Origin of the sequence: Ralstonia flatus, from assembly GCF_958439105.1 — a bacterium.
GTDB classification, from domain to species: Bacteria; Pseudomonadota; Gammaproteobacteria; order Burkholderiales; family Burkholderiaceae; genus Ralstonia; species Ralstonia flatus.
Map to the genome: position 1 here is coordinate 239,581 of NZ_CAUDLI010000009.1, position 25,866 is coordinate 265,446.

Annotated in this window: 25 protein-coding genes, 1 tRNA gene and 1 pseudogene; 16 read left to right on the forward strand and 11 right to left on the reverse strand. The window is 63.6% G+C overall.

All coding sequences use genetic code 11. The annotated features are described in order from the left end of the window. Nucleotides 1-37: 37 nt before the first annotated feature. The 11 genes from R2676_RS20175 (at nucleotide 38) to phoR (ending at nucleotide 12,107) form a co-directional block, all read left to right on the forward strand. A complete protein-coding gene (locus R2676_RS20175) occupies nucleotides 38-703 on the forward strand; it encodes an RlmE family RNA methyltransferase (RefSeq protein WP_027681159.1) in 666 nt (221 codons plus the stop codon). A gap of 128 nt (nucleotides 704-831) precedes the next feature. Then, the gene (gene ftsH, locus R2676_RS20180; protein ID WP_027681160.1) at nucleotides 832-2,718 is read left to right on the forward strand and encodes an ATP-dependent zinc metalloprotease FtsH; all 1,887 of its coding nucleotides are present in this window, start codon (nucleotides 832-834) and stop codon (nucleotides 2,716-2,718) included. A gap of 145 nt (nucleotides 2,719-2,863) precedes the next feature. Further along, nucleotides 2,864-3,727, forward strand: a complete 864-nt coding sequence (gene folP / locus R2676_RS20185; RefSeq protein WP_206275292.1) for a dihydropteroate synthase — start codon at nucleotides 2,864-2,866, stop codon at nucleotides 3,725-3,727. A gap of 108 nt (nucleotides 3,728-3,835) precedes the next feature. Continuing rightward, nucleotides 3,836-5,179, forward strand: coding sequence for a phosphoglucosamine mutase (gene glmM / locus R2676_RS20190; protein WP_206275254.1), 1,344 nt, complete (start codon nucleotides 3,836-3,838; stop codon nucleotides 5,177-5,179). Nucleotides 5,180-5,370: 191 nt separating this feature from the next. Next, nucleotides 5,371-6,405: a phosphate ABC transporter substrate-binding protein PstS gene (gene pstS, locus R2676_RS20195; RefSeq protein ID WP_206275255.1), complete on the forward strand. Its 1,035-nt coding sequence runs from the start codon at nucleotides 5,371-5,373 to the stop codon at nucleotides 6,403-6,405. 115 nt (nucleotides 6,406-6,520) lie between these two features. After that, nucleotides 6,521-7,495 (forward strand): phosphate ABC transporter permease PstC, encoded by a 975-nt coding sequence (gene pstC, locus R2676_RS20200; protein ID WP_027681164.1) that lies wholly within the window; start codon nucleotides 6,521-6,523, stop codon nucleotides 7,493-7,495. A 38-nt stretch (nucleotides 7,496-7,533) separates the two neighbouring features. Beyond that, on the forward strand, nucleotides 7,534-8,418 hold the full coding sequence (gene pstA, locus R2676_RS20205) for a phosphate ABC transporter permease PstA (protein WP_027681165.1): 885 nt from the start codon (nucleotides 7,534-7,536) through the stop codon (nucleotides 8,416-8,418). Next, nucleotides 8,415-9,206 (forward strand): phosphate ABC transporter ATP-binding protein PstB, encoded by a 792-nt coding sequence (pstB, locus tag R2676_RS20210; protein ID WP_004634243.1) that lies wholly within the window; start codon nucleotides 8,415-8,417, stop codon nucleotides 9,204-9,206. The genes pstA and pstB overlap by 4 nt, the downstream gene beginning before the upstream one ends. 40 nt (nucleotides 9,207-9,246) lie before the next feature. Then, on the forward strand, nucleotides 9,247-9,954 hold the full coding sequence (gene phoU / locus R2676_RS20215) for a phosphate signaling complex protein PhoU (protein ID WP_027681166.1): 708 nt from the start codon (nucleotides 9,247-9,249) through the stop codon (nucleotides 9,952-9,954). Nucleotides 9,955-9,978: 24 nt separating this feature from the next. Continuing rightward, entirely contained in the window at nucleotides 9,979-10,692 is a 714-nt protein-coding gene (phoB, locus tag R2676_RS20220) for a phosphate regulon transcriptional regulator PhoB (RefSeq protein WP_004634238.1), read from the forward strand. An 86-nt stretch (nucleotides 10,693-10,778) separates the two neighbouring features. Further along, on the forward strand, nucleotides 10,779-12,107 hold the full coding sequence (gene phoR, locus R2676_RS20225) for a phosphate regulon sensor histidine kinase PhoR (protein ID WP_027681167.1): 1,329 nt from the start codon (nucleotides 10,779-10,781) through the stop codon (nucleotides 12,105-12,107). 83 nt (nucleotides 12,108-12,190) lie between these two features. Here phoR and ppk1 read toward each other — a convergent pair whose 3' ends face one another. Further along, a complete protein-coding gene (ppk1, locus tag R2676_RS20230; RefSeq protein WP_206275256.1) occupies nucleotides 12,191-14,362 on the reverse strand; it encodes a polyphosphate kinase 1 in 2,172 nt (723 codons plus the stop codon). A 169-nt stretch (nucleotides 14,363-14,531) separates the two neighbouring features. On the opposite strand from ppk1, the gene ppx reads away from it, so the two are divergent. Then, nucleotides 14,532-16,070 carry an exopolyphosphatase gene (gene ppx / locus R2676_RS20235; protein WP_206275257.1) on the forward strand — a complete coding sequence of 513 codons (1,539 nt, stop codon included), beginning with the start codon at nucleotides 14,532-14,534 and terminating at the stop codon, nucleotides 16,068-16,070. A gap of 80 nt (nucleotides 16,071-16,150) precedes the next feature. Here ppx and R2676_RS20240 read toward each other — a convergent pair whose 3' ends face one another. From R2676_RS20240 to R2676_RS20260, 5 genes are all read right to left on the reverse strand, one after another. After that, a complete protein-coding gene (locus tag R2676_RS20240; RefSeq protein WP_027681170.1) occupies nucleotides 16,151-16,984 on the reverse strand; it encodes a GNAT family N-acetyltransferase in 834 nt (277 codons plus the stop codon). 128 nt (nucleotides 16,985-17,112) lie between these two features. Next, nucleotides 17,113-17,586 (reverse strand): phosphohistidine phosphatase SixA, encoded by a 474-nt coding sequence (sixA, locus tag R2676_RS20245; RefSeq protein WP_027681171.1) that lies wholly within the window; start codon nucleotides 17,584-17,586, stop codon nucleotides 17,113-17,115. A 138-nt stretch (nucleotides 17,587-17,724) separates the two neighbouring features. After that, nucleotides 17,725-17,801 (reverse strand) — tRNA-Pro (locus tag R2676_RS20250). 35 nt (nucleotides 17,802-17,836) lie between these two features. Continuing rightward, nucleotides 17,837-18,658 carry a sulfite exporter TauE/SafE family protein gene (locus tag R2676_RS20255; RefSeq protein WP_206275258.1) on the reverse strand — a complete coding sequence of 274 codons (822 nt, stop codon included), beginning with the start codon at nucleotides 18,656-18,658 and terminating at the stop codon, nucleotides 17,837-17,839. A gap of 2 nt (nucleotides 18,659-18,660) precedes the next feature. Beyond that, nucleotides 18,661-19,026, reverse strand: coding sequence for an ArsR/SmtB family transcription factor (locus R2676_RS20260; RefSeq protein WP_102067588.1), 366 nt, complete (start codon nucleotides 19,024-19,026; stop codon nucleotides 18,661-18,663). Nucleotides 19,027-19,126: 100 nt separating this feature from the next. Between R2676_RS20260 and R2676_RS20265 the strand changes: the two genes are divergently transcribed. Next, complete coding sequence (locus R2676_RS20265) at nucleotides 19,127-19,987, forward strand: MBL fold metallo-hydrolase (RefSeq protein WP_206275259.1); 861 nt, start codon at nucleotides 19,127-19,129, stop codon at nucleotides 19,985-19,987. 3 nt (nucleotides 19,988-19,990) lie between these two features. Here R2676_RS20265 and R2676_RS20270 read toward each other — a convergent pair whose 3' ends face one another. Continuing rightward, entirely contained in the window at nucleotides 19,991-20,887 is an 897-nt protein-coding gene (locus R2676_RS20270; protein ID WP_206275260.1) for a LysR family transcriptional regulator ArgP, read from the reverse strand. 74 nt (nucleotides 20,888-20,961) lie between these two features. Here R2676_RS20270 and R2676_RS20275 point away from each other — a divergent pair, with 74 nt between their 5' ends. After that, complete coding sequence (locus R2676_RS20275; protein WP_206275261.1) at nucleotides 20,962-21,603, forward strand: LysE/ArgO family amino acid transporter; 642 nt, start codon at nucleotides 20,962-20,964, stop codon at nucleotides 21,601-21,603. A gap of 16 nt (nucleotides 21,604-21,619) precedes the next feature. Here R2676_RS20275 and R2676_RS20280 read toward each other — a convergent pair whose 3' ends face one another. Together R2676_RS20280 and R2676_RS20285 are read right to left on the reverse strand one after the other, a co-directional pair. After that, the gene (locus R2676_RS20280) at nucleotides 21,620-21,847 is read right to left on the reverse strand and encodes a hypothetical protein (RefSeq protein WP_206275293.1); all 228 of its coding nucleotides are present in this window, start codon (nucleotides 21,845-21,847) and stop codon (nucleotides 21,620-21,622) included. Nucleotides 21,848-22,092: 245 nt separating this feature from the next. Further along, the gene (locus R2676_RS20285) at nucleotides 22,093-22,551 is read right to left on the reverse strand and encodes a MerR family transcriptional regulator (RefSeq protein WP_206275262.1); all 459 of its coding nucleotides are present in this window, start codon (nucleotides 22,549-22,551) and stop codon (nucleotides 22,093-22,095) included. 88 nt (nucleotides 22,552-22,639) lie between these two features. Between R2676_RS20285 and R2676_RS20290 the strand changes: the two genes are divergently transcribed. Continuing rightward, nucleotides 22,640-23,875 (forward strand): NADH:flavin oxidoreductase/NADH oxidase family protein, encoded by a 1,236-nt coding sequence (locus R2676_RS20290; RefSeq protein ID WP_206275263.1) that lies wholly within the window; start codon nucleotides 22,640-22,642, stop codon nucleotides 23,873-23,875. Nucleotides 23,876-23,965: 90 nt separating this feature from the next. Further along, nucleotides 23,966-24,799 (forward strand): aldo/keto reductase, encoded by an 834-nt coding sequence (locus R2676_RS20295; protein ID WP_206275264.1) that lies wholly within the window; start codon nucleotides 23,966-23,968, stop codon nucleotides 24,797-24,799. Nucleotides 24,800-24,821: 22 nt separating this feature from the next. Here R2676_RS20295 and R2676_RS20300 read toward each other — a convergent pair whose 3' ends face one another. Both R2676_RS20300 and R2676_RS20305 read right to left on the reverse strand, forming a co-directional pair. After that, nucleotides 24,822-25,241 (reverse strand): hypothetical protein, encoded by a 420-nt coding sequence (locus tag R2676_RS20300; protein WP_206275265.1) that lies wholly within the window; start codon nucleotides 25,239-25,241, stop codon nucleotides 24,822-24,824. A 194-nt stretch (nucleotides 25,242-25,435) separates the two neighbouring features. Further along, a pseudogene (locus R2676_RS20305) lies at nucleotides 25,436-25,866 on the reverse strand (hypothetical protein); the annotation flags it as partial.

Consider the following 25,866-nt stretch of genomic DNA (forward strand, 5'->3'; position numbering starts at 1 on the left):
TTTGGCGCGACATCCGGGCGAAATTGCAACCAATTCGATGGCAAAGAACAAGTTCAACCAGTCGTGGCTGCACGACCATATCAACGATCCGTACGTCAAGCTGGCGCAGCGCGAAGGCTACCGCGCGCGTGCCGCCTACAAGCTGAAAGAGATCGACGAGCAGGACAAGCTCATTAAGCCAGGCCAGGTCATCGTCGATCTTGGTGCCGCGCCCGGCAGCTGGAGCCAGTACGTACGCAACAAGCTGGCCGCCTCGCCGCGCGCCAAGGACGGCCGGATTGACGGGGCGATCGTCGCCATCGACATCCTGCCGATGGAAGCCATCGCCGACGTCACCTTCATTCAGGGGGACTTCCGAGAGGACGACGTCTTCCGGCAACTGGAAGAAATCGTTCTGGAAGCCACCGGCGGGGGGAAAGTGGACCTTGTTTTGTCCGATATGGCCCCCAATCTCTCTGGCGTGGCGTCGGCAGACGCCGCACGCATGGAGCACATCGCCGAGCTGGCTGTGGAATTTGCCATGGCGCACCTGAAACCTGAGGGCGCGCTGCTAATCAAATGTTTCCACGGCAGCGGCTATAGTCAGATCGTCGAGATGTTCAAGCGTCATTTCAAGATCGTGGCGCCACGCAAGCCGAAAGCCTCCCGCGACAAATCGTCCGAGACATTCCTGTTGGGCCGTCAGCTCAAGCATCCGGGCTGACGGACGATACTCAGGAAAGGGCCCCGCTGGCGTGTGGTCCGTCGGTCTTGCGGGCAATCAACCCGCGGCGGTGTCCGTGCATTACAATGCCAAGCATCCCGTCAAGGCATTTCTAAAGGAGTCTCGCCTTGAATAACAACTGGTTTCAGAAGGCGGCCATCTGGCTGGTGATTGCCTTGGTGCTGTTCACCGTCTTCAAGCAGTTCGACAAGCCGCGCACCCAAGAAGGTGTGACGTACTCGCAATTCATGGACGACGCAAAGGCCGGCAAGGTCAAGCGCGTTGAAGTCCAGGGCCGTACGTTGTTGGTCACGCCCAACGAGGGCAACAAGTATTCGATCATCTCGCCGGGCGACATCTGGATGGTCGGCGACCTGATGAAGTACGGCGTGCAGGTGACCGGCAAGGCGGAAGAAGAGCAAGGTGTGCTCCTTACCGCGCTTTACTACCTCGGCCCCACGCTGCTGATCATCGTGTTCTGGTTCTACATGATGCGGCAGATGCAGGGCGGCGGGAAAGGCGGCGCCTTCTCGTTCGGCAAGTCCCGGGCGCGGTTGATTGATGAGAACAACAACAGCGTCACGTTTGCTGACGTGGCAGGCTGTGACGAATCGAAAGAAGAAGTCGTCGAACTGGTCGACTTCCTGAAAGATCCGCAGAAATTCCAGAAGCTGGGCGGGCGCATCCCGCGCGGCGTGTTGCTGGTGGGCCCCCCAGGTACCGGTAAGACGCTGCTGGCGCGCGCCATTGCTGGTGAAGCCAAGGTGCCGTTCTTCAGCATCTCCGGTTCGGACTTCGTTGAAATGTTCGTCGGCGTGGGCGCAGCCCGCGTGCGCGACATGTTCGAAAACGCCAAGAAGCAGGCGCCCTGCATCGTGTTCATCGATGAAATCGATGCAGTGGGTCGTCATCGTGGCGCCGGCATGGGCGGCGGCAACGACGAGCGCGAGCAGACCCTGAACCAGATGCTGGTCGAGATGGACGGCTTTGAGGCCAACTCGGGCGTCATCGTGATCGCGGCAACCAACCGTGCGGACGTGCTCGACAAGGCGCTGCTGCGTCCGGGCCGCTTCGACCGTCAGGTCTATGTTGGGTTGCCCGACATCCGTGGCCGAGAGCAGATTCTCAAGGTGCACATGCGCAAGGTGCCGATCGGCAACGACGTCGATGCATCGGTGCTGGCGCGTGGCACGCCGGGCTTCTCGGGCGCGGACCTGGCCAACTTGGTCAACGAAGCTGCGCTGTTTGCTGCACGCCGTAACAAGCGCGTGGTGGACATGCAGGACTTCGAGGACGCGAAGGACAAGATCTACATGGGTCCGGAGCGCAAGTCGGCCGTGATTCGCGAAGAGGAACGCCGCGCTACGGCGTACCACGAGTCGGGCCACGCGGTTGTCGCCAAGCTGCTGCCGAAGGCTGATCCGGTGCACAAGGTCACGATCATGCCGCGCGGCTGGGCGGGCGGTCTGACCTGGCAGCTGCCGGAGCACGACAAACACTACGCCTACAAGGACACGATGCTCGAAGAGGTCGCGATCCTGTTCGGTGGCCGTGCCGCAGAAGAGGTGTTCCTGGGTGCGATGAGCACCGGTGCCTCCAACGACTTCGAGCGTGCCACCAAGATGGCTCGCGATATGGTGACGCGCTATGGCATGAGCGATGCGCTCGGCACCATGGTCTACGTCGATACGGAACAGGACGGCTTCTTCGGTCGCATGGCGTCGAAGACGGTGTCTGAGGCGACTCAGCAGAAGGTGGATTCGGAAATTCGCCGTATCGTTGATGAGCAATACGCCCTGGCGAAGGGCCTGCTCGAAGCGAATCGCGACAAGGTCGAAGCCATGACTGCGGCGCTGCTTGAGTGGGAGACCATCGACGCCGACCAAGTGAACGACATCATGGACGGCAAGCCGCCGCGCCCCCCGCGCTACGGCTCGACCGGTGGCGGTAGCACGCCGCCGGGTGGCGGTACGCCGGCTGGCGTGAGCCCGGGCAACGTGCCTGCCACGGCGTGAGGACGCTCCATTAAGTTTGTCGCCTCGAGGCGACGCAGAAGAGCCGGTGCAAGCGCACCGGCTTTTTTGTTGGCGCTTTCTGGCGCGCCTGGCGTAGCATTCCGGTCCTGCGCAGCATTTCCGTCGATCTATCTTGTCTGCCTCCATTCCGACCACCACACACTTCCAGTGCGGACGTTTTCTTTACGCGCGTGACCGGCGCCCGCTGGTCATGGGCATTCTTAACGTTACGCCCGACTCGTTTTCCGATGGCGGGCAGCACGCCACGCGCGATGCAGCCTTGCGCCATGCGGAGCAATTGATTGCCGAAGGCGTCGACATGATCGACATCGGTGGCGAATCAAGCCGGCCTGGCGCCGAGCCGCTGAGCCTGCAAGCGGAATTCGACCGCGTGATGCCCATCGTCGAGGCGCTGCGCGATTGCGGCAAACCGCTATCGATCGATACCTACAAGCCCGAGGTGATGCGTGCCACGCTGCAGGCAGGTGCCGATCTGATCAACGATATCTGGGGTTTTCGCCGGCCGGGCGCGATCGAGGCTGTGGCCCAGGGCAATGCGGGCCTGTGTGTCATGCACATGCAGCGCGATCCCGAAACGATGCAGGAAGCGCCCAGCTATACGGATTTGATGGGCGAGGTGGAGGCTTTCCTCCGCGCGCAAACGGAGGCGCTGCTGGCTGCCGGCGTGGCACCTGAGCGTATTTCGCTTGATCCGGGATTTGGCTTTGGCAAGACGCCGGATCACAATCTCACCATGCTCAATCGCCTGGCCGAGTTCGAGCGGATCGGTTTGCCGCTGCTGGCGGGCTTGTCACGCAAATCGACGCTGGGCGCCGTGCTGGGCGGCAAACCGCCTGCCGAACGGATCACGGTCAGTGTGGCGGCCGCGCTGCTGGCGGTGGAGCGGGGGGCGTTCATCGTGCGTGTGCACGATGTGCGGCCGACCGTGGAAGCGATTCAACTCTGGTGGGCCATGCGCCATGAGCGCGTAAATCCGCCACAGGCCTGACAGCCGTCCCGGCCTCACGCGGCCGGGGGTCGAGCGAACAGAGGATTGCCCGGCGATGGCCGGCGCCTTACAAACAAAGAAAGAAACATTCTCCAGGAGAGACTCCCAATGTCCAGGAAGTATTTCGGCACCGACGGTATCCGCGGGCGTGTCGGTGAAAGCCCGATCACGCCGGATTTCGTGTTGCGTCTGGGTTATGCCGCCGGTCGCGTGCTGGCCCACGGCGGCGAAGCGCATGGCCACGGCCGTCCCACCGTGCTGATCGGCAAGGACACGCGCCTGTCGGGCTACATGCTGGAAGCCGCGCTGGAAGCGGGCTTTACCGCAGCCGGCGTGGACGTGCTGATGAGCGGGCCGCTGCCGACGCCCGGCGTGGCGTATCTGACGCGTGCATTGCGGTTGTCGGCTGGTGTGGTGATTTCTGCATCACACAACCCGTATTACGACAACGGCATCAAGTTCTTCTCGGCCACGGGCGACAAGCTCCCGGACGAAACCGAGCTGCAGATCGAGGCGGAGCTGGAAAAACCGATGGCGTACGCCGCCTCCGATGCGCTGGGCCGCGCCCGCCGTATCGAGGATGCAGCGGGCCGCTACATCGAGTTCTGCAAGAGCACGTTTCCGAGCGACCTGAACCTGTTCGGCATGAAGGTCGTGCTGGATAGCGCGCATGGCGCGGCCTACCACATCGCACCGCATGTGTTCCATGAGCTGGGGGCAGACGTGGTGTCGATCGGCAACCAGCCGAACGGTCGCAACATCAATGACGGCTATGGCGCGACGGCGCCGGGCAAGCTGGTCGAGGCCACGCGCGAGCATGGTGCCGACATCGGCCTGGCCTTCGACGGGGATGCTGACCGTCTTCAGGTGGTGGACCGCAATGGCCGCCTCTATAACGGCGACGAGCTGCTCTACGTGATGGTCCAGGCGCGCCGCGCGGCAGGTCAGGCGGTGCCGGGCGCCGTCGGTACGCTCATGACGAACCTTGCGGTGGAACTGGCGCTCAAGGCGCAGGGCGTGGAGTTCGTCCGCGCCAAGGTGGGCGACCGCTACGTGCTGGAAGAGCTGAAGAAGAACGGTTGGCTGCTGGGGGGCGAAGGGTCGGGCCACTTGCTCTGCCTGGACAAGCACAGCACTGGCGACGGCATCATCTCTGCGCTGCAGGTGCTTGCGGCATTGCGTCGCAGCGGGCAGACGCTGGACGAGATGCTGGACGGCGTGCGTCTGTTCCCGCAAAAGCTGATCAACGTGCGGGTCGAAAAGGGTTTCGACTGGAAATCGCACGCAGGCTTGCAGGCCGCGCTGAAAACCAGCGAAGCCGAATTGGACGGCAAGGGGCGCGTGCTGATTCGCCCCTCCGGGACAGAGCCGGTCGTGCGCGTGATGGTAGAAGCGCAGGACGCCGAACTGGCCAACCAACATGCAGAGCGTCTTGCCGCCACGTTGCAGTAAGTTGCTGCCAGATCAAGCAAAGACGTCCAAAAGCGGCCTGCGGGCCGCTTTTTTTATGCGTGCGGGTCGACTTTCGTGCCTTGCAGGTCAGTTATGAGAAGTTTTCGTGTTGTCACAGAACTGTCATTTGGGCGGCCTAAAGTTCGGGTGTCAAAAATCTGTCATCGCTCAACCGCTCCTCTGGAGAACTCATGAAACTGGTCAAAACCGCACTTGCTGGCGTGGCTGCACTGGCTTTTGCTGGTGCCGCATTTGCTGTCGACATCACCGGCGCTGGCGCAACGTTCCCGGCACCCGTCTACAACAAGTGGGCGGCCGACTACAACAAGGCAACCAACACCAAGGTGAACTACCAAGGTATCGGTTCGTCGGGTGGCATCAAGCAGATCACGGCCAAGACCGTCGACTTCGGCGCATCGGACATGCCGCTGAAGGACGAAGAGCTGGCCAAGGATGGTCTGATCCAGTTCCCGACCGTGATCGGCGGCGTGGTGCCTGTGATCAACCTGCCGGGCGTGAAGCCGGGCGAGCTGACGCTGAACGGTCAATTGCTGGGCGACATCTACCTGGGCAAGATCAAGAAGTGGAATGATCCGGCCATCGCCAAGCTGAACCCGAAGGCCAAGCTGCCGGACCAGGACATCCTGGTGGTGCGCCGTGCTGACGGTTCGGGCACCTCGTTCATCTTCACGAACTACCTGTCGAAGGTGAACGCCGAGTGGAAGAGCAAGGTCGGCGAAGGCACGACCGTGAATTGGCCGACCGGCACGGGCGGCAAGGGCAACGAAGGCGTAGCCGCGTTCGTGCAGCGTCTGGGCGGTGCAGTTGGCTACGTTGAGTACGCCTACGCCAAGCAGAACAAGATGACGTACGTGAATCTGCAGAACAAGGCGGGCGCCACCGTGCAACCGACCGCTGAAGCCTTCAAGGCCGCAGCTGCCGGCGCCGAGTGGAGCAAGTCGTACTACCAGATCCTGACGGACGAGCCGGGCAAGGACGCATGGCCGATCGCCGGCGCAACGTTCATCCTGCTGCACAAGACGCAAGCCAAGCCGGAGCAGGGCGCTGAAGTCATGAAGTTCTTCGACTGGGCCTACAAGGGCGGCGACGACGCTGCCAAGAGCCTGGACTACGTGCCGCTGCCGGACGCTGTGAAGAATCAGATCCGCGCAACCTGGAAGTCGAACGTGAAGGATGCATCGGGCAAGGTTGTCTACAACCAATGATCGTTGCCAGCTGCATAGCGATGCGTAAGTAGGTGCAGCACAAGGTGCGGAGGGGCAGGAAGAACGCCCTCCGCATCATTCCAAAAGCTTCTTTCACGGCTGACCGGTTTCCCTCATGGCCACGCTCTCTGATTCCTCCGGCGCTTCCCGTATGCGCGCACCCAGCCGCCTTGGCGATCTGGTGTTTGGCGGCCTGACCCGCCTTGCCGCAATCGTGACGCTGTTGCTCCTGGGCGGCATCATCATCTCGCTCATCATCAGCTCCTGGCCCACGATCCAGAAATTCGGCCTGTCGTTCCTGTGGAATTCGGAGTGGGATCCGCCCTCCGACATTTATGGCGCGCTGGTGCCCGTCTACGGCACCTTGGTCACATCGCTGATCGCGCTCATCATTGCCGTGCCTGTGAGCTTCGGCATTGCCCTGTTTTTGACCGAGCTGTCGCCGGCCTGGCTGCGCCGACCGCTCGGTACCGCCATCGAGCTGCTCGCTGCCGTGCCGTCCATCGTCTACGGCATGTGGGGCCTGCTCGTGTTCGCGCCGATCTTCGGCGAGTACTTTCAAAAGCCGCTGGCCGCGACCGTCGGCAAGATTCCCGTCATCGGGGCGCTGTTCCAGGGCGCGCCGATCGGCATCGGCCTGCTGTGCGCGGGCGTGATCCTGGCGATCATGATCATTCCGTACATCTCGGCGGTGATGCGCGACGTGTTCGAGATCACGCCGACGCTGCTCAAGGAATCCGCCTACGGCGTGGGCTGCACGACGTGGGAAGTCATGTGGAACGTGGTGCTGCCGTACACCAAGGCTGGTGTGATCGGCGGTGTGATGCTGGGTCTCGGTCGTGCGCTTGGCGAGACCATGGCCGTGACGTTCGTGATCGGCAACACCAACCTGCTGTCCGATGCGTCGCTGTTCTCACCGGGCAACAGCATCACGTCTGCGCTGGCCAATGAATTTGCGGAAGCGGGCCAAGGCCTGCACACCGCGGCGCTCATGGAGCTGGGCTTGATCCTGTTCGTCATCACGTTCATCGTGCTGGCGGCGTCCAAGTTGCTGCTTCTGCGCCTGCAGAAGAGCGAGGGTCAAAAGTGAACCAACGCGATCTGCCTGACGCTATGAGACCCAACACCATGCGTACGTCTTCCATCCCTGCCGTCCGCGCCGACTCTGAAAAGATCAAGGCACGCCTGCAGGCCCGCCGCCGCAATGTCAATGGGATTGCGCTGGCACTGTCGCTCGCCGCCATGGCTTTCGGCCTGGTGTGGCTGGCGTGGATCCTGTGGACCACGCTTTCGCTGGGCGTGGGCGGCCTGTCGATGTCGCTCTTCACGGAGATGACGCCGCCGCCCAACACGCCCGGAGGCGGTCTCGCCAACGCCATCGCAGGTTCGTTCCTGCTGGTCGGCATGGCCACGCTGATCGGCACGCCGCTGGGCATCCTGGCCGGCATCTATCTGGCCGAGTACGGCAAGACGTCGATGCTGGCGAGCGCCACGCGCTTCATCAACGACATCCTGCTGTCGGCGCCGTCGATCGTGATCGGCCTGTTCGTGTATGCCGTCGTGGTGGCACGCGTGCAGCACTTCTCGGGTATTGCCGGCGTGCTTGCACTTGCGCTGCTGCAGATTCCGATCGTGGTCCGCACCACCGAGAACATGCTGAACCTGGTGCCCAACGCCATGCGTGAAGCCGCCATGGCGCTTGGTACCCCCAAGTGGAAGATGATCCTGTCGATCACGCTCAAGGCATCGTATGCCGGCGTGATTACCGGTGTGCTGCTGGCCGTGGCGCGCATTGCCGGCGAAACCGCGCCGCTGCTCTTCACCGCGCTGAACAACCAGTTCTGGAGCCTGGATCTGAATCAGCCGGTGGCCACCCTGCCGACCGTCATCTTCAAATTTGCGATGAGCCCGTTCCCAGAGTGGCAACAATTGGCCTGGGCCGGGGTGTTCCTGATTACGCTGGGTGTGCTGGGGCTGAACGTCCTCGCGCGTGCCTTGTTCACCAAGAAATGACCATGACTGCTACGTCCCTCGAAGTGCGCACGCAAAGCCCGAAGATCGATGTTCGCGACCTGAACTTCTACTACGGCAAGTTCCACGCGCTGAAGAACATCTCGCTGCAGATTCCCGAGAAGCAGGTGACGGCGTTCATCGGCCCGTCGGGCTGCGGCAAGTCCACGCTGCTGCGTACGTTCAACAAGATGTACGCGCTGTATCCGGAGCAACGTGCCGAAGGCCAGATCAACATGGACGGCGAGAACCTGCTGACCTCGCGCATGGACATCGCCCTGCTGCGTGCCAAGGTCGGCATGGTGTTCCAGAAGCCGACGCCGTTCCCGATGTCGATCTACGACAACATTGCCTTTGGCGTGAAGCTGTTCGAGCGCCTGTCGCGCTCCGAGATGGACGACCGCGTGGAATGGGCGCTGACCAAGGCCGCGCTGTGGAACGAAGTGAAGGACAAGCTCAACCAGTCCGGCTACGGCCTGTCGGGCGGCCAGCAGCAGCGTCTGTGTATCGCGCGCGGCATTGCCATCCGCCCGGAAGTGCTGCTGCTGGACGAGCCGTGCTCGGCGCTGGACCCGATCTCCACGGGCAAGATCGAAGAGCTGATCGCCGAACTGAAGGATGACTACACGGTTGTCATCGTCACGCATAACATGCAGCAGGCGGCGCGTTGCTCCGACTACACGGCGTACATGTACCTGGGCGAGCTGATCGAGTTCGGCGATACCGAAAAGATCTTCATCAAGCCGCAGCGCAAAGAAACCGAAGACTACATCACCGGCCGCTTCGGCTGACCTGCAACAACGCTGAAGCTGAAGCGACAAGGAGAAACCGATGTCTGAAAAGCATCTGTCATCGCAGTTTGATACCGACCTGACCTCCATCAGCACCAAGGTGCTGCAGATGGGCGGCCTGGTCGAAGCGCAGATCGCACGCGCCATGCGCGCACTGGCCAACTTCGATACCGCCATGTGCGATCAGGTCCTGGCCGTGGAACTGGAAATCAATGCGCTGGAGATCGAGATCGACGGCGACTGCAACAACATCATCGCGCGCCGCCAGCCGACTGCACGCGACCTGCGTTTGGTGATGGCGATTTCCAAGACCATCACGAACCTCGAGCGCGCCGGCGACGAAGCCGAAAAGATCGCCAAGCGCACCAAGCGCATCATGCAGGACCCGTCGGCGCATGCGCTGAACTACGCCGGTGTGGAGCGCTCGGGCGAGATGGCCGCAACGATCCTGCGCCATGCGCTGGACGCCTTTGCACGCCTGGACACCGCAGCCGCCGTGTCGATCCTGCAGGAAGACAAGGCCATCGATGAGGAATTCCGCGGCTTCATGCGCGAACTCATCACGTACATGATGGAGAACCCGCGCACGATTTCGGTGGCGCTGGATCTGCTGTTCATTGCCAAGGCCATCGAGCGTATCGGTGACCATGCCAAGAACATCGCCGAGTTTATTATTTACATCGTCAAGGGAACGGACGTCCGGCACGCTTCGCGCGAAGCGCTGGAACGCGAGATCCTGGGTGAGTAAAAAGGCAGGACTGGAGACGTGAGCATGCCGAGCAGCATTCTCGTCGTAGAAGACGAACCGGCGATCGCTGAGCTGATCGCCGTCAACCTGCAGCACGCGGGGCATTACCCGATCCGTGCGTACAACGCCGAGCAGGCGCTGTCGCTGATGAGCGACGTATTGCCCGATCTCGTCCTGCTCGATTGGATGCTGCCGGGCAAGTCGGGCGTGATGTTCGCCAAGGAGCTGCGCGCCAACGAGCGCACGCGCCAGATCCCGATCATCATGCTGACGGCCCGCAGCGAAGAGCAGGACAAGATCATGGGGCTGGACAGCGGCGCGGACGACTACGTCACCAAGCCGTTCTCGCCCAAGGAATTGCTGGCCCGTATCAAGGCCGTGCTGCGCCGCCGCGCACCGCAGCTGACCGACGACGTGGTGGCCATCAACGGCCTGAAGCTCGACCCGGCCACGCACCGCGTGACGGCCACGAACGTCGAGGCCGAAAACCCGATCAAGCTGGACCTTGGTCCGACGGAGTTCCGCCTGCTGCATTTCCTGATGACGCATCCGGAGCGCGTGCACAGCCGCTCGCAGCTGCTCGATCAGGTGTGGGGCGACCACGTGTTCGTGGAAGAGCGTACGGTGGACGTGCACATCAAACGCCTGCGTGCAGCGCTCGCTCCCGGCGGCTACAGCAACATGATCGAAACCGTGCGCGGCAGCGGCTATCGCCTGGCGCGCAATCCGGGGCAATAACGCACCTGTCAAACGAACGCGCGAGCGAGGCTTTTTTCAATCGCGCGTTCACACGCCCGTCGCGGTCCAGCGCTTAGAATGCCTTCATGAACGTCTTCTGGACCCGCTTTGCCGTCTTTGCCGCCCTCATGGGCATCGTAACGGCATGCCTGTACTTCTTCGTCAACCATGTCGTTGCGCTGGCCGTGCTCAGCGCAATGCTGCTGGCGATGCTCCTGTATTACATCTACCAGATCCAGCGTCTGTGGCGTGTGCTGGACTCGCCGGCCTATGGCGAGATTCCGAGCGCGCTTGGCCTATGGGGCGAGGTCTACTACCGCCTGCACCGGTTGATGAAGGGCTGGCGCACCCAGGTGCTGCAGGTCGAGCAGCAGCACAGCCGCTTCATTCAGGCCATTCAGGCATCGCCCAACGGCGTGCTGATGCTCGATGGCGAAGACCAGATCGAATGGTGCAACGCGGTAGCCGAAGAGCACTTCGGGCTCTCGGCCAAGCGTGACCTGCGCCAACGCATTACCCACCTGATCCGCCGACCGGAGTTCGTGCGCTACCTGGCGCGCGGCGAGTTCGAGGAGCCGCTCACCATGCATGACGTGGGCCCGCACAAGCAAAGCATCGTCTCCGCCCAGATCTTGCCGTATGGCGAGGATCGCAAGCTGCTGGTGTCGCAGGACATCACCAAGCTGGAGAACACTGAAGCGATGCGCCGCGATTTCGTGGCCAATGTCTCGCACGAGCTGAAGACGCCGCTGACCGTGCTCTCGGGCTTTCTGGAGACGGTGCGCGACATTCCGCTGCCGGAAGAAGACAAGAGACGCTACCTGGACATGATGCATACGCAAGCCATGCGCATGCAGCATCTGGTGGAAGACTTGCTGGCACTCGCCACGCTGGAAGGCAATTCCGAGCCGCCGTCGGTGGCCCCGGTGCCGATGCAGCGCATGATGCTGCAGCTCCAGCACGATATCGAAGCGCTCTCTGCGGGCCGACACACCGTCAGCATGACATGCGACCCGGCCGTGAGCGTGTGCGGCGCCGAGCTTGAGTTGCTTTCGGCGTTCAGCAACCTGGCGTCCAACGCGGTGCGCTACACGCCGGATGGCGGCAGTATCCGACTCGATTGGGGCGTGCGCGACGGGCATGCCGTGTACTCCGTCACCGATACGGGGATCGGGATTGCGCCCGAGCATATTCCGCGTCTGACCGAGCGTTTCTATCGCGTTGACCGCAGCCGTTCACGCGATACCGGCGGCACCGGGCTGGGCTTGGCCATTGTGAAGCACGTGCTGTCGCGCCACGGTGGAGAACTGCAGGTGACCAGCGAGCACGGCAAGGGCAGCACGTTCCGCGCCGTGTTCCCGCCCGAGCGCACGGTCGTGCGCAGCGCCACCGTGACCGACGAGCGCGTCGCCTGATCGCGGCGCCTCTCTGTCCATTCAGCCAATGAAAAAACGCACGCTGTTGAGCGTGCGTTTTCGTTTGCAGGCAAGCCAGAGCATCAGCCTGCGGAGATCTCCACCGGAGCGCGCACCGTTGGTTCAGCGGCCGTCGCCGCCGCCACCGCGGCCGCCGTTTCCGCAGCTGCAGCCGCCTGCGGCGAGAAGTGGTTCAGCAGTTCCAACTGGCTGACGCGCACATGCTTGCCCCGCGTCTGGCGCTGCACGTAGCGACCATCCTGCTGCATGATCCACGCCGATGCGTTGTCGCGCAGATGCACCTGCAGGCTCTCCTTGATGACGCGTGCCTTGAGCTTGCGATCGAGCACGGGGAAGGCCACTTCCACGCGGCGGAACAGGTTGCGGTCCATCCAGTCGGCGCTGGAGAGATAGACGACTTCTTCGCCGCCGGCATGGAAGTAGTAGACGCGGTGATGCTCCAGGAAGCGCCCGACGATGGAGCGCACGGTGATGTTCTCCGACAGGCCGGGCACGCCCGGCTTGAGCGCGCACACACCGCGCACGATCAGGTCGACCTTCACGCCCGCGCGCGACGCCTTGTACAACTCGTCGATGATGGTCGGTTCCAGCAGCGCATTCATCTTGCCGATGATGCGCGCACGTTTGCCCGCACGCGCGGCACGCGCCTCGGCGCGGATGTGCTCGATCAAGTTGTCGTGCATCGTGAACGGCGAGTGCCACAGATGATGCAGCTTGACCTGCGCGCCCGTGCCCGTCAGCAGCTGGAACACGTGGTGCACGTCTTCGCAGATCTGCTCGTTGGCCGTCATGAGGCCGAAGTCGGTGTAGAGCCGGGCAGTCTTGGGGTGGTAGTTGCCGGTGCCCAGATGCGCGTAGCGGCGCAGCTTGACCGTCTTGCCCTTGCCGGACACCTCACGACGCACCACCAGCAGCATCTTCGCGTGGCACTTGTGGCCAACCACGCCGTACACGACATGTGCGCCGGCCGATTCCAGCTGGTCGGCCCAGTTGATGTTCGTCTCTTCGTCAAAGCGCGCCAGCAGTTCGACGACAACGGTCACCTCCTTGCCGTTGCGCGCCGCCTTGATGAGCGCTTCCATGACCGTAGATTCGTTGCCGGTGCGGTAGACGGTCTGCTTGATGGCAACCACGTCGGGGTCGCGTGCGGCTTGCTGCAGCAGCTCCAGCACGGGCGTGAAGCTTTCGTACGGATGGTGGAGCAGGATGTCGCCCTGGCGGATGGCGTCGAACACATTCGAGCTGTTGGCGATCTGCCTGACTGTTGCCGGCACGTGCGGCGGGTACTTCAGCACCGGCTTGTCGACCATGTCCGGCACCTGCAGCAGTCGCACGAGGTTCACTGGGCCCTTGACGCGGTAGCAGTCCGCTTCCGTCAGGCCGAATTCCTGCAACAGACGCACGACCAGCGCCGGCGACGTGTCGTGCGCGATTTCGAGACGCACCGCATCGCCAAAGTGGCGCGTGGACAGTTCGCCCTGCAGCGCTTCGCGCAAGTCCGTGATTTCATCTTCCGACACGAACAAGTCGGAGTTGCGCGTCACGCGGAATTGGTAGCAGCCATGTACGTCGATCTGCGGGAACAGCTCGTGCACAAAGCCCTGCATGAACGACGACAGCAGCACGAAACCATACTGATAACCCGACAGCTCCGGCGGCATCTGCACAAGCCGGGGCAGGGCGCGCGGCGCCTGCACGATCGCCAGTTCAGCCTCACGGCCGAAGGCATCCTTGCCAGACAGCTCGATGATGAAGTTCAGGCTCTTGTTGAGCACGCGCGGGAAGGGGTGCGCCGGGTCCAGCGCCATCGGCGTCAGGATCGGCACCAGTTCGCGCTGGAAGAAGCTGCGGCACCAGGCGCGCTGGGCTTCGTTCCAGTTGGTGGTCATGTGGAAGAAGACGCCTTCCTTCTCCAGCAGGGGCAGGATCTCATCCTGCAACATGGCATACTGTTGCGCGACCAGTTGCCGCACCCGCTCAGAGACCACGCCAAATGCCTGCTGCACCGACAGCCCGTCGGGCGTGACCGACGAAGGGTTGTCGCGCATCTGCTCTTTCAATCCGGCAATGCGGATCTCAAAGAACTCATCGAGATTGCTCGACACGATGCAGATGAATTTCAGCCGCTCCATCAGCGGCACACCCGGGTCAGCGGCCTGGGCGAGCACACGGGCATTGAATTCCAGGATGCCCAGTTCGCGATTGAGCAGATCGCCCGCGGGCAATGTCGACATGTTGTGTTCAGACGGATGACGATCCGGCCACTTTTTCATAGTTGAGTGTCAAATTTGTGACACATTGAATTTGTCACGTTCGGGACACAATAAAGACATATTTTGTTGCGCATTGTTTCGAACGACAATACTCCGCGCCCCTGATCCTGCCTCTCACCCGTTTTCATTCATGAGTCCCCCCCCCCGTCTGCTGGCCGCTGTCGACATGGGCTCCAACAGCTTCCGGCTGATGATCGGCCGCGTCGACGAAACCCTTGGTGCCAACGGTGCCAGCAGTACCCAGATCTTCCAGGTCGATGCGCTGCGCGAACCGGTGCGTTTGGCCGCCGGGCTAACGCAAGATAAATACCTGGATCAGCCCGCCCGCCGACGCGGCGTGGATGCCCTGCGCCGCTTTGGCGACCGCCTGCGTGATTTTCCGGCTGAACATGTACGCGCCGTGGCCACCAACACCTTGCGGGTGGCCAAGAACGCGCAGGAATTCCTCATCGAGGCCGAAGCCGCGTTGGGGTTTCCCATCGAAGTGATTGCGGGCCGCGAAGAGGCACGGCTGATCTATCTTGGTGCATCGCATGACGCGCCGGCGTGCCAGGGCAACCGGCTTGTCGTCGACATCGGCGGCGGCTCCACGGAGTTCATCATCGGCAACGGCTACAAGCCCAAGCTGATGGAGTCGCTGTACATCGGCTGCGTGTCGCACAGCCGGCATTTCTTCCCGAACGGCAACGTTGATGAATATGCGATGAAGCAGGCCGAGTTGGCCGCGCGTCGCGAGATCCAGGTGCTCGTGCAACAGTACCGCACGGCAGGCTGGAACCAGGCCGTCGGGTCATCCGGTACGGCACGTGCGCTGGCTGAGCTGATCGAGCTGAACGGCTTCAATGACAAGAGCAACGAACACGGCATCACCCGCGAAGGGCTGGAGCGCCTGAAGCGCGCCCTCGTCAAGTCGGAGAACACCAACCGCCTGAAGCTCAACGGCCTGAAGGCGGACCGGATTCCGGTGCTGCCGGGTGGCCTGTCGATCATGCTCGGCGTGTTTGCCGAACTCGACGTCGACCGCATGGACGTGACCGATGGCGCCTTGCGCCTGGGCGTGCTGTACGACCTGCTCGGCCGCACGCATCACGAAGACATGCGCACCGTGACGATCGAACAGTTCATGCGCCGTTACAACGTCGACCGCGCGCAGGCGAGCCGTGTCCGCGATGCGGCGACGGCGTTGCTGTCGCAGTTTCCCGATCCGCCTGATGAGCGCCGCGAAGACAATCTTGCGCTGCTGGGCTGGGCGGCCAACCTGCACGAGATCGGCATGAGCATCTCGCACAGCGGATACCACAAGCACTCGGCGTACATCGCCAGCCATGCCGACATGCCGGGCTTTTCCAAGACCGACCAAGCGCGTCTGGCCACGCTGCTGCTGGGCCACGCCGGCAAGCTCGGCAAGCTCTCGGGCGGTGGCAAGTTCCTGGATTGGCGGATGCTGTTCAGCCTGCGTCTGGCATTTGTGTTGTGCCGCCGGCGCGGGGCAATCCAGTTGCCGGGCTTGCGCGTGCGTCACAGCGAAGGCGAACTCAATGAAGGCGGTTTCGAAGTCGAACTGCCGAAAAGCTGGATCGAGCAGAACCCGCTCGTGGAATACAGCCTGATGAAGGAAGCCGATGAGTGGCAGCGCATCGGCCGCCGCTACAAGGTGGTGTACGTGTAAAGCGTTGCGCCGCATCCAAAGCAAAACGGCCCGGACTGACCCGGGCCGTTTTCTTTTGCGGCGAGCTGTTCGGCGTGATATCAGCCGCGCAGGAAGTGGCGTGCGTAGCGCGGGTTGATGTCCGACAGACGCAGCAGCGTGAGGAAGTCGGCGACGTTGAAGTCGGGGTCCCACGCCGGTGCGCCGCAGATGCGTGCGCCCAGGCGCAGATAACCCTTCACGAGCGCAGGCGGCTCGACTTCCAGATCCTGGTTCAGTTCATCGACCGGCAGTGCTACGCGCGGGAAGGCGTGGTACTCGATCGGTGCCAGCGAACCATCGTCGACAAAGCTGCGATACAGGCTTGCAGCAAAGTGACCGCCGTCGCCCATCGACACGCTTGCGCAGCCCAGCATCGATTCGAAACCGTGGCGCTGCATGTATTCGCCCAGACCGGCCCACAGCGCCATGATGACGCTGCCCGAACGGTAGTCGCGGTGCACGCACGAGCGGCCGAGTTCCACCATCTTCGGGCGCAGGTGGGCCAGGCGCACGAGGTCGAATTCGGATTCGGAGTACAGGCAACCGATCTGCTTGGCGGCATCCGGGCGCAGCACGCGGTAGGTACCGACCACGCGCAGCGTCTTCTGGTCGCGGACGATCAGGTGGTCGCACACGGCGTCGAACATGTCGACGTCGAGTTCAGTGTGGGCCGAGGGCAGGCGGGCGCCCATTTCCTCGGCAAACACCTTGTAGCGCAGGCGCTGTGCTTCCGTTACTTCATCCTGATGGCGCGCCCACGAAACGGCCAGAACAGGCTTGTCACGCGCCGGAACAGCTTCGGGTGAGCGAGGAAGGCCCCTCCGAGCGTTGCCCAGATTCAGGCTCGGCAGTGCGTCGATCAACGGCTGGGTGGGCGTGGGCAGGTCTCGCATTCGTGCATCCCCAAGGGTGGATTTCGGGGCGATTCTAGAGACGCTGCATGACAGATCCGCGACAAAAGCGTGTCAATCGTGACCGTTGCGTGAATTTTGCGTGGCGATCCTGTGACCAGGGTGATGTGTCACACGAGATCCGGATTCACCACCGCCCGCAGCACCGTCTGCGCTTCGTCTTCGCGCATGCGGCGGCAGAGCCACCACACACCGGCTTTCTTCACGCTCCAGTCCATTTCCGTGCCCGCGATGAGCAGGCTGGCGAGTCGGCCGAGCCACGGTTGATGGCCGACCAGCAGCAGGTTCGTATTCGACGGCCAGTCCAATGCATCGAGGATTTCGCTGACATCGGCGCCGGGCGCAAGTGCGGTCAGCGTCTGGAAATGCTGCGTGAGGGCGCGGGCGGTCTGCTGCGTGCGCACGGCGGGGCTGGCGAGTACGAGCGTGTCGTCTGGCAGCCGAGGCCGCAGCCAGTCGGCCATCTTCTCGGCCTGCTTGTGGCCGCGCTTGGTGAGTTCTCGCTGGAGATCGGTGTTGCGCTGAATGCGCAGCGATGCGGCCACGTCTTCGGCTTCAGCGTGGCGCCACAGGATGAGGTTCATGGAGGAAGTGAGCGGCATTGCACGATATGGATGCTGTCGTTATAGCATCGGCAGATGACACCATGCGTTGCAGCGCGCCGCGCCAAACAAAAACGGCTTACGTAGTGAACGTAAGCCGTTTTGTTTACTGCTCAATTCTGGTCGGGGCGGCAGGATTTGAACCCGCGGTCTTCCGGTCCCAAACCGGACGCGTTACCAGACTACGCTACGCCCCGAAGACCGCGATTGTACCGCTTTCGCAACACGCGGGTCAAATTAGTGTTCGAGCGATCATCCCAAGCGCCACGACGCCTGCGAACGCGGCAAAGCCTTGCTGCAGCGCCGGTCCTGCCAAATGCTGCGCAAAGCGTCGTCCCACCAGCATGCCGGTCAGGGCGCCGGCTGCAAACGGCAGGGCGATATGCCAATCGACATGTCCTCCAATGGCCGAAGCGACCACGCCGCCCGTGGACACCAGCGAAATCACAGCCAACGAGGTGGCGACGATGGTCTGCATCGGCAGATCGGTCGCGCGGCGCAATGCCGGCACGATGACAAAGCCGCCCCCCACGCCCAGCAGCCCGGACAGAAAGCCTGCGCCCGCACCGGCTGCAGCCAATGCGCGCGCGCACGGCAGCGTCCAGACGAGCCTGGCCGTGGTGGTATCAAGGTGGCAGGGCGGTCCTGTCCGCGTCGGCTGCGACTCGGTTGCCGGCGCTGCGCGCGCTTGGCGGAACATGCGCACCGCCACATAGGCGAGCACCACGGCAAACAGCAGCGTGAGCGGCGTGTTCGGCACGCGATGCGCAACCCAGATGCCGAACGGCGAGATCGCCACGCCGCACAGCGCCATCAACGCGGCGGCCTTGTAGCGGACCTTGCCTTCCCGCAAGCCGAGCATCGCACCGAGCCCCGCGGACAGCCCCACCGCCAGCAGCGCGATGGGCGCAGCCTCCGGCACCGACAGGTGCAACCCGAAAATCAGCAGCGGCACCGCGACGATCGCACCGCCTGCCCCTGTCAACGCCAGAATGAGCCCGACCACAGAGCCCAGCCCCGCGCTGACGATCCAACCCGCTTCCACAGGCGACATGGTCAACGTCCCGCCATCTTCTTCAAGACCTTGCCGCAGTAAAGCTCGGACAGCGTCTGCATGATCTGGATGACCTCGAAGCTGGCGAGCCGGTAGTAGATGTATTTGCCTTCGCGCCGCGTGGTGACCAGCCCTTCGTCGCGGAGCACACCCAATTGCTGCGACAGGCTGGGCTGATGCAGGCCGACCAGCGCCTCCAGCTCGCCGACATTGCGCTCGCCCTGCGTGAGCTGGCAGAGCAGCAGCAGGCGGTCTTCGTGCGCCATGGCCTTGAGCACGGCACACGCTTGCGACGCAGAAGCGCGCAGCATGGAAATGGCGGCATCGGGCAGCGGCACGACGTCGGGATTGGTAGTGGAGTGACTCATCGCGGTGTGATGCTGGGGCTATTCGCGCGTGTTGCGCTATTGGCAGACAGAATGTCAGACGATATTCTATAAAAATATAGATTGTTAGCAAAAGCCGGCCATGCACGCCCAGATCGAATCCTTCTTCGACCCCGATACCTGCACCGTGACCTACGTGGTGCACGCCGGGCCCGGCACGCCGTGCGCCGTGATCGATTCCGTACTCGATTACGACCCGAAATCGGGCCGCACGACGACGCGGTCCGCAGACCGGGTTGCAGCATTCATCGAAACGCAGGACTTGCGTGTCGAATGGCTGCTGGAGACGCACGCGCATGCCGATCACCTCTCGGCCGCGCCGTATCTGCGTGGGCGTTTCGGCGGGCGCATCGCCATTGGCGAGCGTATTCGCGTTGTGCAGGGCGTGTTCAAGCCGATCTTCAATCTCGAGCCGGCATTCCTGCTCGATGGCTCACAGTTCGATCATCTGTTTGCGCCCGACGAGGTGTTCCATATCGGCGATCTGCAAGCCAAGGCGCTTGCCGTGCCGGGCCACACCCCGGCCGACATGGCGTATCAGGTGGGCGATGCAGTGTTTGTGGGCGACACGCTGTTCATGCCCGACGTGGGCACCGCGCGCTGCGATTTTCCGGGCGGGAATGCGGGCACGCTGTACCAGTCGATCCGCCGCCTGCTGGCTCTGCCGCCGCAGACGCGGCTCTACATGTGCCACGACTATCCGCCCGCCGGCCGCGAAGCCGTGTGCCACACCACCGTGGCCGAGCAGCGCCGCGCCAACATCCATGTACGTGATGGCGTGACCGAGGCCGAGTTCGTTGAGATGCGCACGAAGCGCGATGCCACGCTCGGCATGCCCACGCTGATGCTGCCCGCCATTCAGGTGAACATTCGCGCGGGCATGTTGCCGCCGGCGGAGCCGAACGGCGTGCAGTACCTGAAGATTCCGCTGAACGCGCTGTAACGCTCAAGGCGCAAGTAGCGCGGCCCGCGCCGCCGTCAGCACCTCGCGGCTGAGTTCGTCGAGCAGCACGGAGGCGGCCCGCGCGTGCTGCCAATACAGCGGAACGTCCAACGGCGTATCCGGCACCAGCTCGACCAGCGAACCGTCTTCAAGATGCTGCGCAATCAGCGCATGCGGATGCAGCCCCCAGCCCATGCCCGCCACGGCCGCGGTCACAAACGCCTGTGACGACGGCAGCAGATGGCGCGGCAGTTCCACATGCCGATGGCACAGGCGCCGCGCCCAAGTGGCTTGCAATGCATCCTTGGTGTTGAACACGAGGCAGGGCGCTTTCGCCAGTTCACCTGCGCCGACACCGTCCGCGAAATATTGCTGCACGAATGCGGGACTGGCCGCAGCCAGATAACGCATGGCCCCGAGAGGACGGCTGTTGCAGCCCGCCGCCGGCCGAGCCGTGGCGGTGACGGCTGCCAGCACGGCACCGCTGCGCAGCCATTCGCTGGTGTGATCCTGGTCATCCACGGCCACCTCCATCAACACCGGGTGGGCCGCCGCGAATGTGGCGATGGCCGGCGCGAGCCACGTCGCCAGGCTGTCCGCATTCACGGCAATGGGCAGCGCAACGCGCGCGACGCCTTCCGGCGCCAGCGTCGGCAACGCGCCTTGCAGTTCCTGTTCGAGCAGCCGCACGCGATCGACGTGCTGGCAAAGCCGCCGGCCGGTTTCGGTCGGGCGGCACGGCTGGTCGCGCACGACCAGCGCGCAGCCCACGCGCTCTTCCAGCAACCGGATCCGCTGCGAAATGGCCGACGGCGTGACATGCAGCGCGCGGGCTGCCCGCTCGAAGCTGCCTTCTCGGATGACGGCGGCCAACGCTGCCAGGGCGGAATAATCCAGCACGTAAATTAGAGAAACTGAATTGAATGAAGAAAAGATAGTTTGTCTTCATTCAATCGGGCCGGCAAGCTGCGCGCATGACGACCTCGATTGCAACTTCCTCTTCTGTCTTCCTGCAGGGCTTGGCCTTGAGCTTTGGCCTGATCGTGGCCATCGGCGCGCAGAACGCGTTCGTGCTGCGTCAGGGCCTGCGCCGTGAGCATGTGGGCAGCGTCGTGCTGTTCTGTGCGATGGCCGATGCGGTGCTGATCCTGGCGGGCGTGCTGGGCATGGCGCAGGCGTTGGGCGAACGCCCCAGCCTCGCGCGATTTCTGGCCTTGGCGGGCGCCGCGTTCCTGCTGCTGTATGGCGTGCAGGCGCTGCGGCGCGCGCGGCATTCCAACCAGTTACGGGCGTCCGCAGGCGGAGACGGTCTTAGCCGGCGCGCGGCGCTGGTGCAGGCGGCGGCCTTTACGCTGCTCAATCCGCACGTCTATCTGGATACGGTGCTGCTCGTGGGCAGCATTGGCGCGCAGCAAGCCTCGGCATTGCGTGGCTGGTTTGTGGCGGGCGCAGGGTCGGCCAGCCTCTTCTGGTTTGTGTCGCTGGGGTTTGGCGCGCGCTGGCTCGCACCATGGTTTGCCCGGCCGAAGGCGTGGCAGGTGCTGGACGGGTTGATTGGCGTGACGATGCTGGTGCTGTCTGCCTTGCTGCTGCGCCACGCCCTGGGCGGTTTTTGATTCGGTTCCGTGCCCGTTATGCCACCGCCGCCAGCATGCCCTTGCGCGCCCGCAGCACGCCCAACGACTTCAGCAGCGCATGCCCCTGCAGCGTGACGCGCGGCTCGCTCACGCCGGGGCTTGGGCGTTCCAGCGTGATGAGCTGGAGCGCCAGCAGCGTTTCCATATCCAGCGTATCGAGGTCTCGTGGGTGCGAGTCGCCGCAGAGCAGAACCAGCGTCGCAATTTCGTGTGGGCTCAGCATCGTTGTCTCCAGCTTGTTTTGTAAGGGACGGTGCCTGTTTCGTCGCGCGGATGGCCTTTGTACAAAGCCGTGCGTAAGCGTGACTGCATGGCGTGCACCGGGGGCGCGAACGGTCGCTCTGCGATGTGCTGTCAGGCGATCTGAAGTGCGTTTTCTTTGGCCCCGATGCGGGCGTTTGTCGCATCGGGCGCGGGGGAGGACGCAATTGCCATTCCCGAGTCAGTACTGCGGCGCTGGCTGCGACGTCAGCCGCGCTTCCTTGCGGCGCGCACCTGCGGTTCAGCGGCGGGTTGCTCCAGCGGCCGGAGGTTCATCTTGTCGAACACGCGGCGGGCGCGGTCGGCGCAGTCTTCGCCGTCGGGCTCGTGGTCCACTTCGCGGATGAGCGCAAGCAGGTCACGCTTGTTTTGCGCCAGGCGCTGCTCGAGCACGCCGATTTCCGCAACCTTGCTGTGCAGCGCCTTCAGAAGGTCTTCGCGCGGCCACGCGCCTTGGTGTCCGGGCAAGAGCGCGCGAATCTCTTCCAGCGAGAACCCCGCGCTTTGCGCACGCAGGATGATCTGCAACCGCGTCACCGATTCCGGCGCGTACTCCCGGTAGCCATTGGATTGGCGCTCCGCCGGCTGCAACAGGCCGCTCGCTTCATAAAACCGGATGCGGGAGGCGGCCACGCCGCTCAGGCGGGCCAGTTCACCAATCTTCATGTGCGTGCTCGGCAGGCTTGACATTCAAGTTGACTTTAAGCTTAGGGTGGAGGTGTCGTCAAATGTCAAATCCTTCGCGGATGCCACCATGAAGCTCTTCACGCCCCTCGTTCTGCCCAACGGCGCGGTGATTCCAAACCGCCTTGCCAAAGCCGCCATGGAAGAAAACATGGCCGATGCCGATCACGCGCCTTCTGACGCGTTGCTGCGTCTGTATGAGGCCTGGGCCGCAGGCGGTGCCGGCCTGATCCTGACCGGCAACGTGATGGTCGACCACCGCGCCATGACGGGCCCCAACGGCGTCGTGCTGGAAGACGGCGCGCATCTCGAGCGCTTTCGCCGCTGGGCCCAGGCGGCGCGCGCGCATGGTGCGCATGCGTGGGTGCAGATCAACCATCCGGGGCGGCAGATGCCGGCATCGCTCGGGCAGCCGACGGTGGCGCCTTCGGCAGTTCCGCTGGCGCTGGGCGCGCTGTCCAAGCAGTTTCCGGTGCCGCGCGAGATGACCGAGGCGGATATCCGCGACGTCCAGCAGCGCTTCACGCGCAGCGCGCAACTGGCCGAGCAGAGCGGCTTTACCGGCGTGCAGATCCACGCTGCGCATGGCTATCTGCTGAGCCAGTTTCTGTCGCCCATTTCCAACCGGCGGCAGGACCAGTGGGGCGGCCCGCTCGAAAACCGCGCGCGCCTGCTGCTCGATATCGTGCGCAGCGTGCGCGCCGCCGTGTCGCCGCAGTTCGTCGTGGCGGTCAAGCTGAACTCGGCCGATTTCCAGCGCGGCGGCTTCAGCCCGGACGACGCGAAGCAGGTGGTCGAGCTGCTCAACCCGCTGGGCGTCGACCTCGTTGAATTGTCCGGCGGCAGCTACGAAGTGCCGGCCATGCAAGGGCAGGCGCGCGATGGCCGCACACTCGCTCGCGAAGCGTATTTCCTGGAATTCGCCCGCGACATTGCCGGCATTGCCCGCATGCCGCTGATGGTCACGGGCGGTATCCGGCGCCGCGCGGTGGCGGAGCAGGTGGTCGACAGCGGCGTCGATATGGTGGGCATTGCGACGGCGCTGTCCATCGATCCGAACCTGCCGCGCGACTGGGCGGGCGGCAAGAACAGCGCGCCGGTGCTGCAGCCCATCACGTGGAAGAACAAGGCGCTGGGCGCACTCGCCAACATGGCTGTCGTCAAGTTTCAGCTCGGCCGGTTGAGCAAGGGGCGCACGACGGCCCCTGGCGTGTCGCCCCTGCGGGCGCTGATCGAGCAGCAATTGGCCGCGGCCTGCCAGTCGCGGCGCTATCGCCGGTGGGCGGCGCAACGTCAGGCGCGCTAGCCGTATTTTCTGACCGGACGGGCGCGAGCTTAACGGTGCGCCGCGTCTCTTGTAGATTCATGTTTTGCCTGACCGATCGGAAAGCACGACATGAAACACGTCACTCTGCCCAACGGCGAACGCGTCCCTGCACTCGGCATGGGCACCTGGAACATCGGCGACGACCGCGCCACGCGCGCCGAAGAAATCGCCACGCTGCGCCTGGGCCTCGACCTGGGTTTGCGCCTGATCGACACCGCCGAGATGTACGGCGAAGGCCGCTCTGAATCGCTGATTGGCGAGGCCATTGCCGGACGGCGCGATGAGGTCTTTCTCGTCAGCAAGGTCTATCCGCACAACGCCAGCCGGCGCGGTATCGCCGCGGCGTGCGAGCGCAGCCTGCGCCGCCTCGGCACCGACCGGCTCGATCTCTACCTGCTGCACTGGCGTGGCGATGTGCCGTTCGAAGAGACCTTGGAAGGCCTGCAGGCCCTGCAGCGCGAGGGCAAGATCCGCCACTACGGCGTGAGCAATCTCGACCTGTCCGACATGGAGGAATGGTGGGACACGCCCGGCGGCGATCAGACCGCCGTCAACCAGCTGCTCTACAACCTGAGCCGGCGCGGCATCGAGTGGGATCTGTTGCCCTGGCTGCGCGAGCGCGGCGTGCCGGTGATGGCCTATTCGCCCATCGAGCAGGCGCGGCTCGTTCGGCATCCGAAGCTGGCGCGCTTCGCCCAGGCGTGCGGCATGACGCCGGCACAGGTGGCACTCGCGTGGCTGCTGGCGAATGACGACATCATCGCGATTCCCAAGACCGGCCACCGTGACCGCTTGCGCGAGAACATCGGGGCGCTGTCGCACACGCTCACGGCGGAGCAGCTTGCGACGCTGGACAACATCTTCCCGCCGCCCAAGGGGCCGCGCGCGCTGGAGATGCTCTGAGCGTGCGAAGCGCGCTAAGCGCTCAGCGCGACTTCGCCAAATAGCGCGCGTGGTCGACGTAGCCCATCAGGTAGACGCGGGCCTTCTCGCGCGTGTCTTGGGTGACGCGGTCGGCGGCCTTGCGCGCGCCGGATGAAGACATCGACGTGCTGAGGTGGTCGCGAAAACCGTCGTGCATGGTGCGCAGGTCGCCTTCGCACGCGTCGAGCGCGGAGGCGACCACGGCCTTCGTCTGCGTGGTGCCCGGCACGCCGCTATCGGCCTGGCGCTGCACGCACGCCATGTAGTTGGCACGCAGCACCTGCCAGCCGTTGTCTGCGCTGGCGTCAGTGGCGGCCGCGGCGGCGGTGGTCGAATCAACGGGCTGCTGTTGCGGTTGCGATGCGCAGGCACCGAGCAAGGCCAGCAGGACAAGAGACGAGCAAGTCAGGGCTTTTTTCATGGCATGGACTGTACTGCAGGGCCTCGCTGCTTGCGCTACGCGAAGTCGACCGGGATGCACGCCGTAACATTTGGAAACGAAAAAGGGCGCTGACGAAACGCCCTTGGCCGAACCCGCCGCACGACCGATTTCAGAAGACCCTGCCTGGCCGTATTTCGCTGCGCCGGTGCATCGACCGCAGCCAGCGCCCCGATTCAGCGCACCACCCGCCGACAGCAAAGCGCGACGCGCGAGGCAAAAAGCGCGGGCCGTCGAGCAAAAAGCCTCACGGGCCGAGTTCTGAGCCTCAACCGTCGAGCAAAAAGCTCGACACGCCGAGCAAAAAGCTCGGTACGTGGAGTAAAAAGCTCGACACGCCGAGCAAAAAGCTCGGCACGCGGAGCAAAAAGCTCGGCACGCGGAGCAAAAAGCTCGACACGTGGAGCAATTTGCTCGGCACGTCGAGCAATTAGCGCCACACGCCGAGCAAAAAGCCTCAAACGTCGAGCTTCGATCTCCGCGAGCCGAGCTGAATGGGGAGTGTCAGTATTTCCGTGTTCGAGGCGGGGGTTGAGAATCACACGGACGGTCGAACGAATCGATCCGCATAGAGGATAGCGAACTGGTTCATGGCCTGCTTCCATTC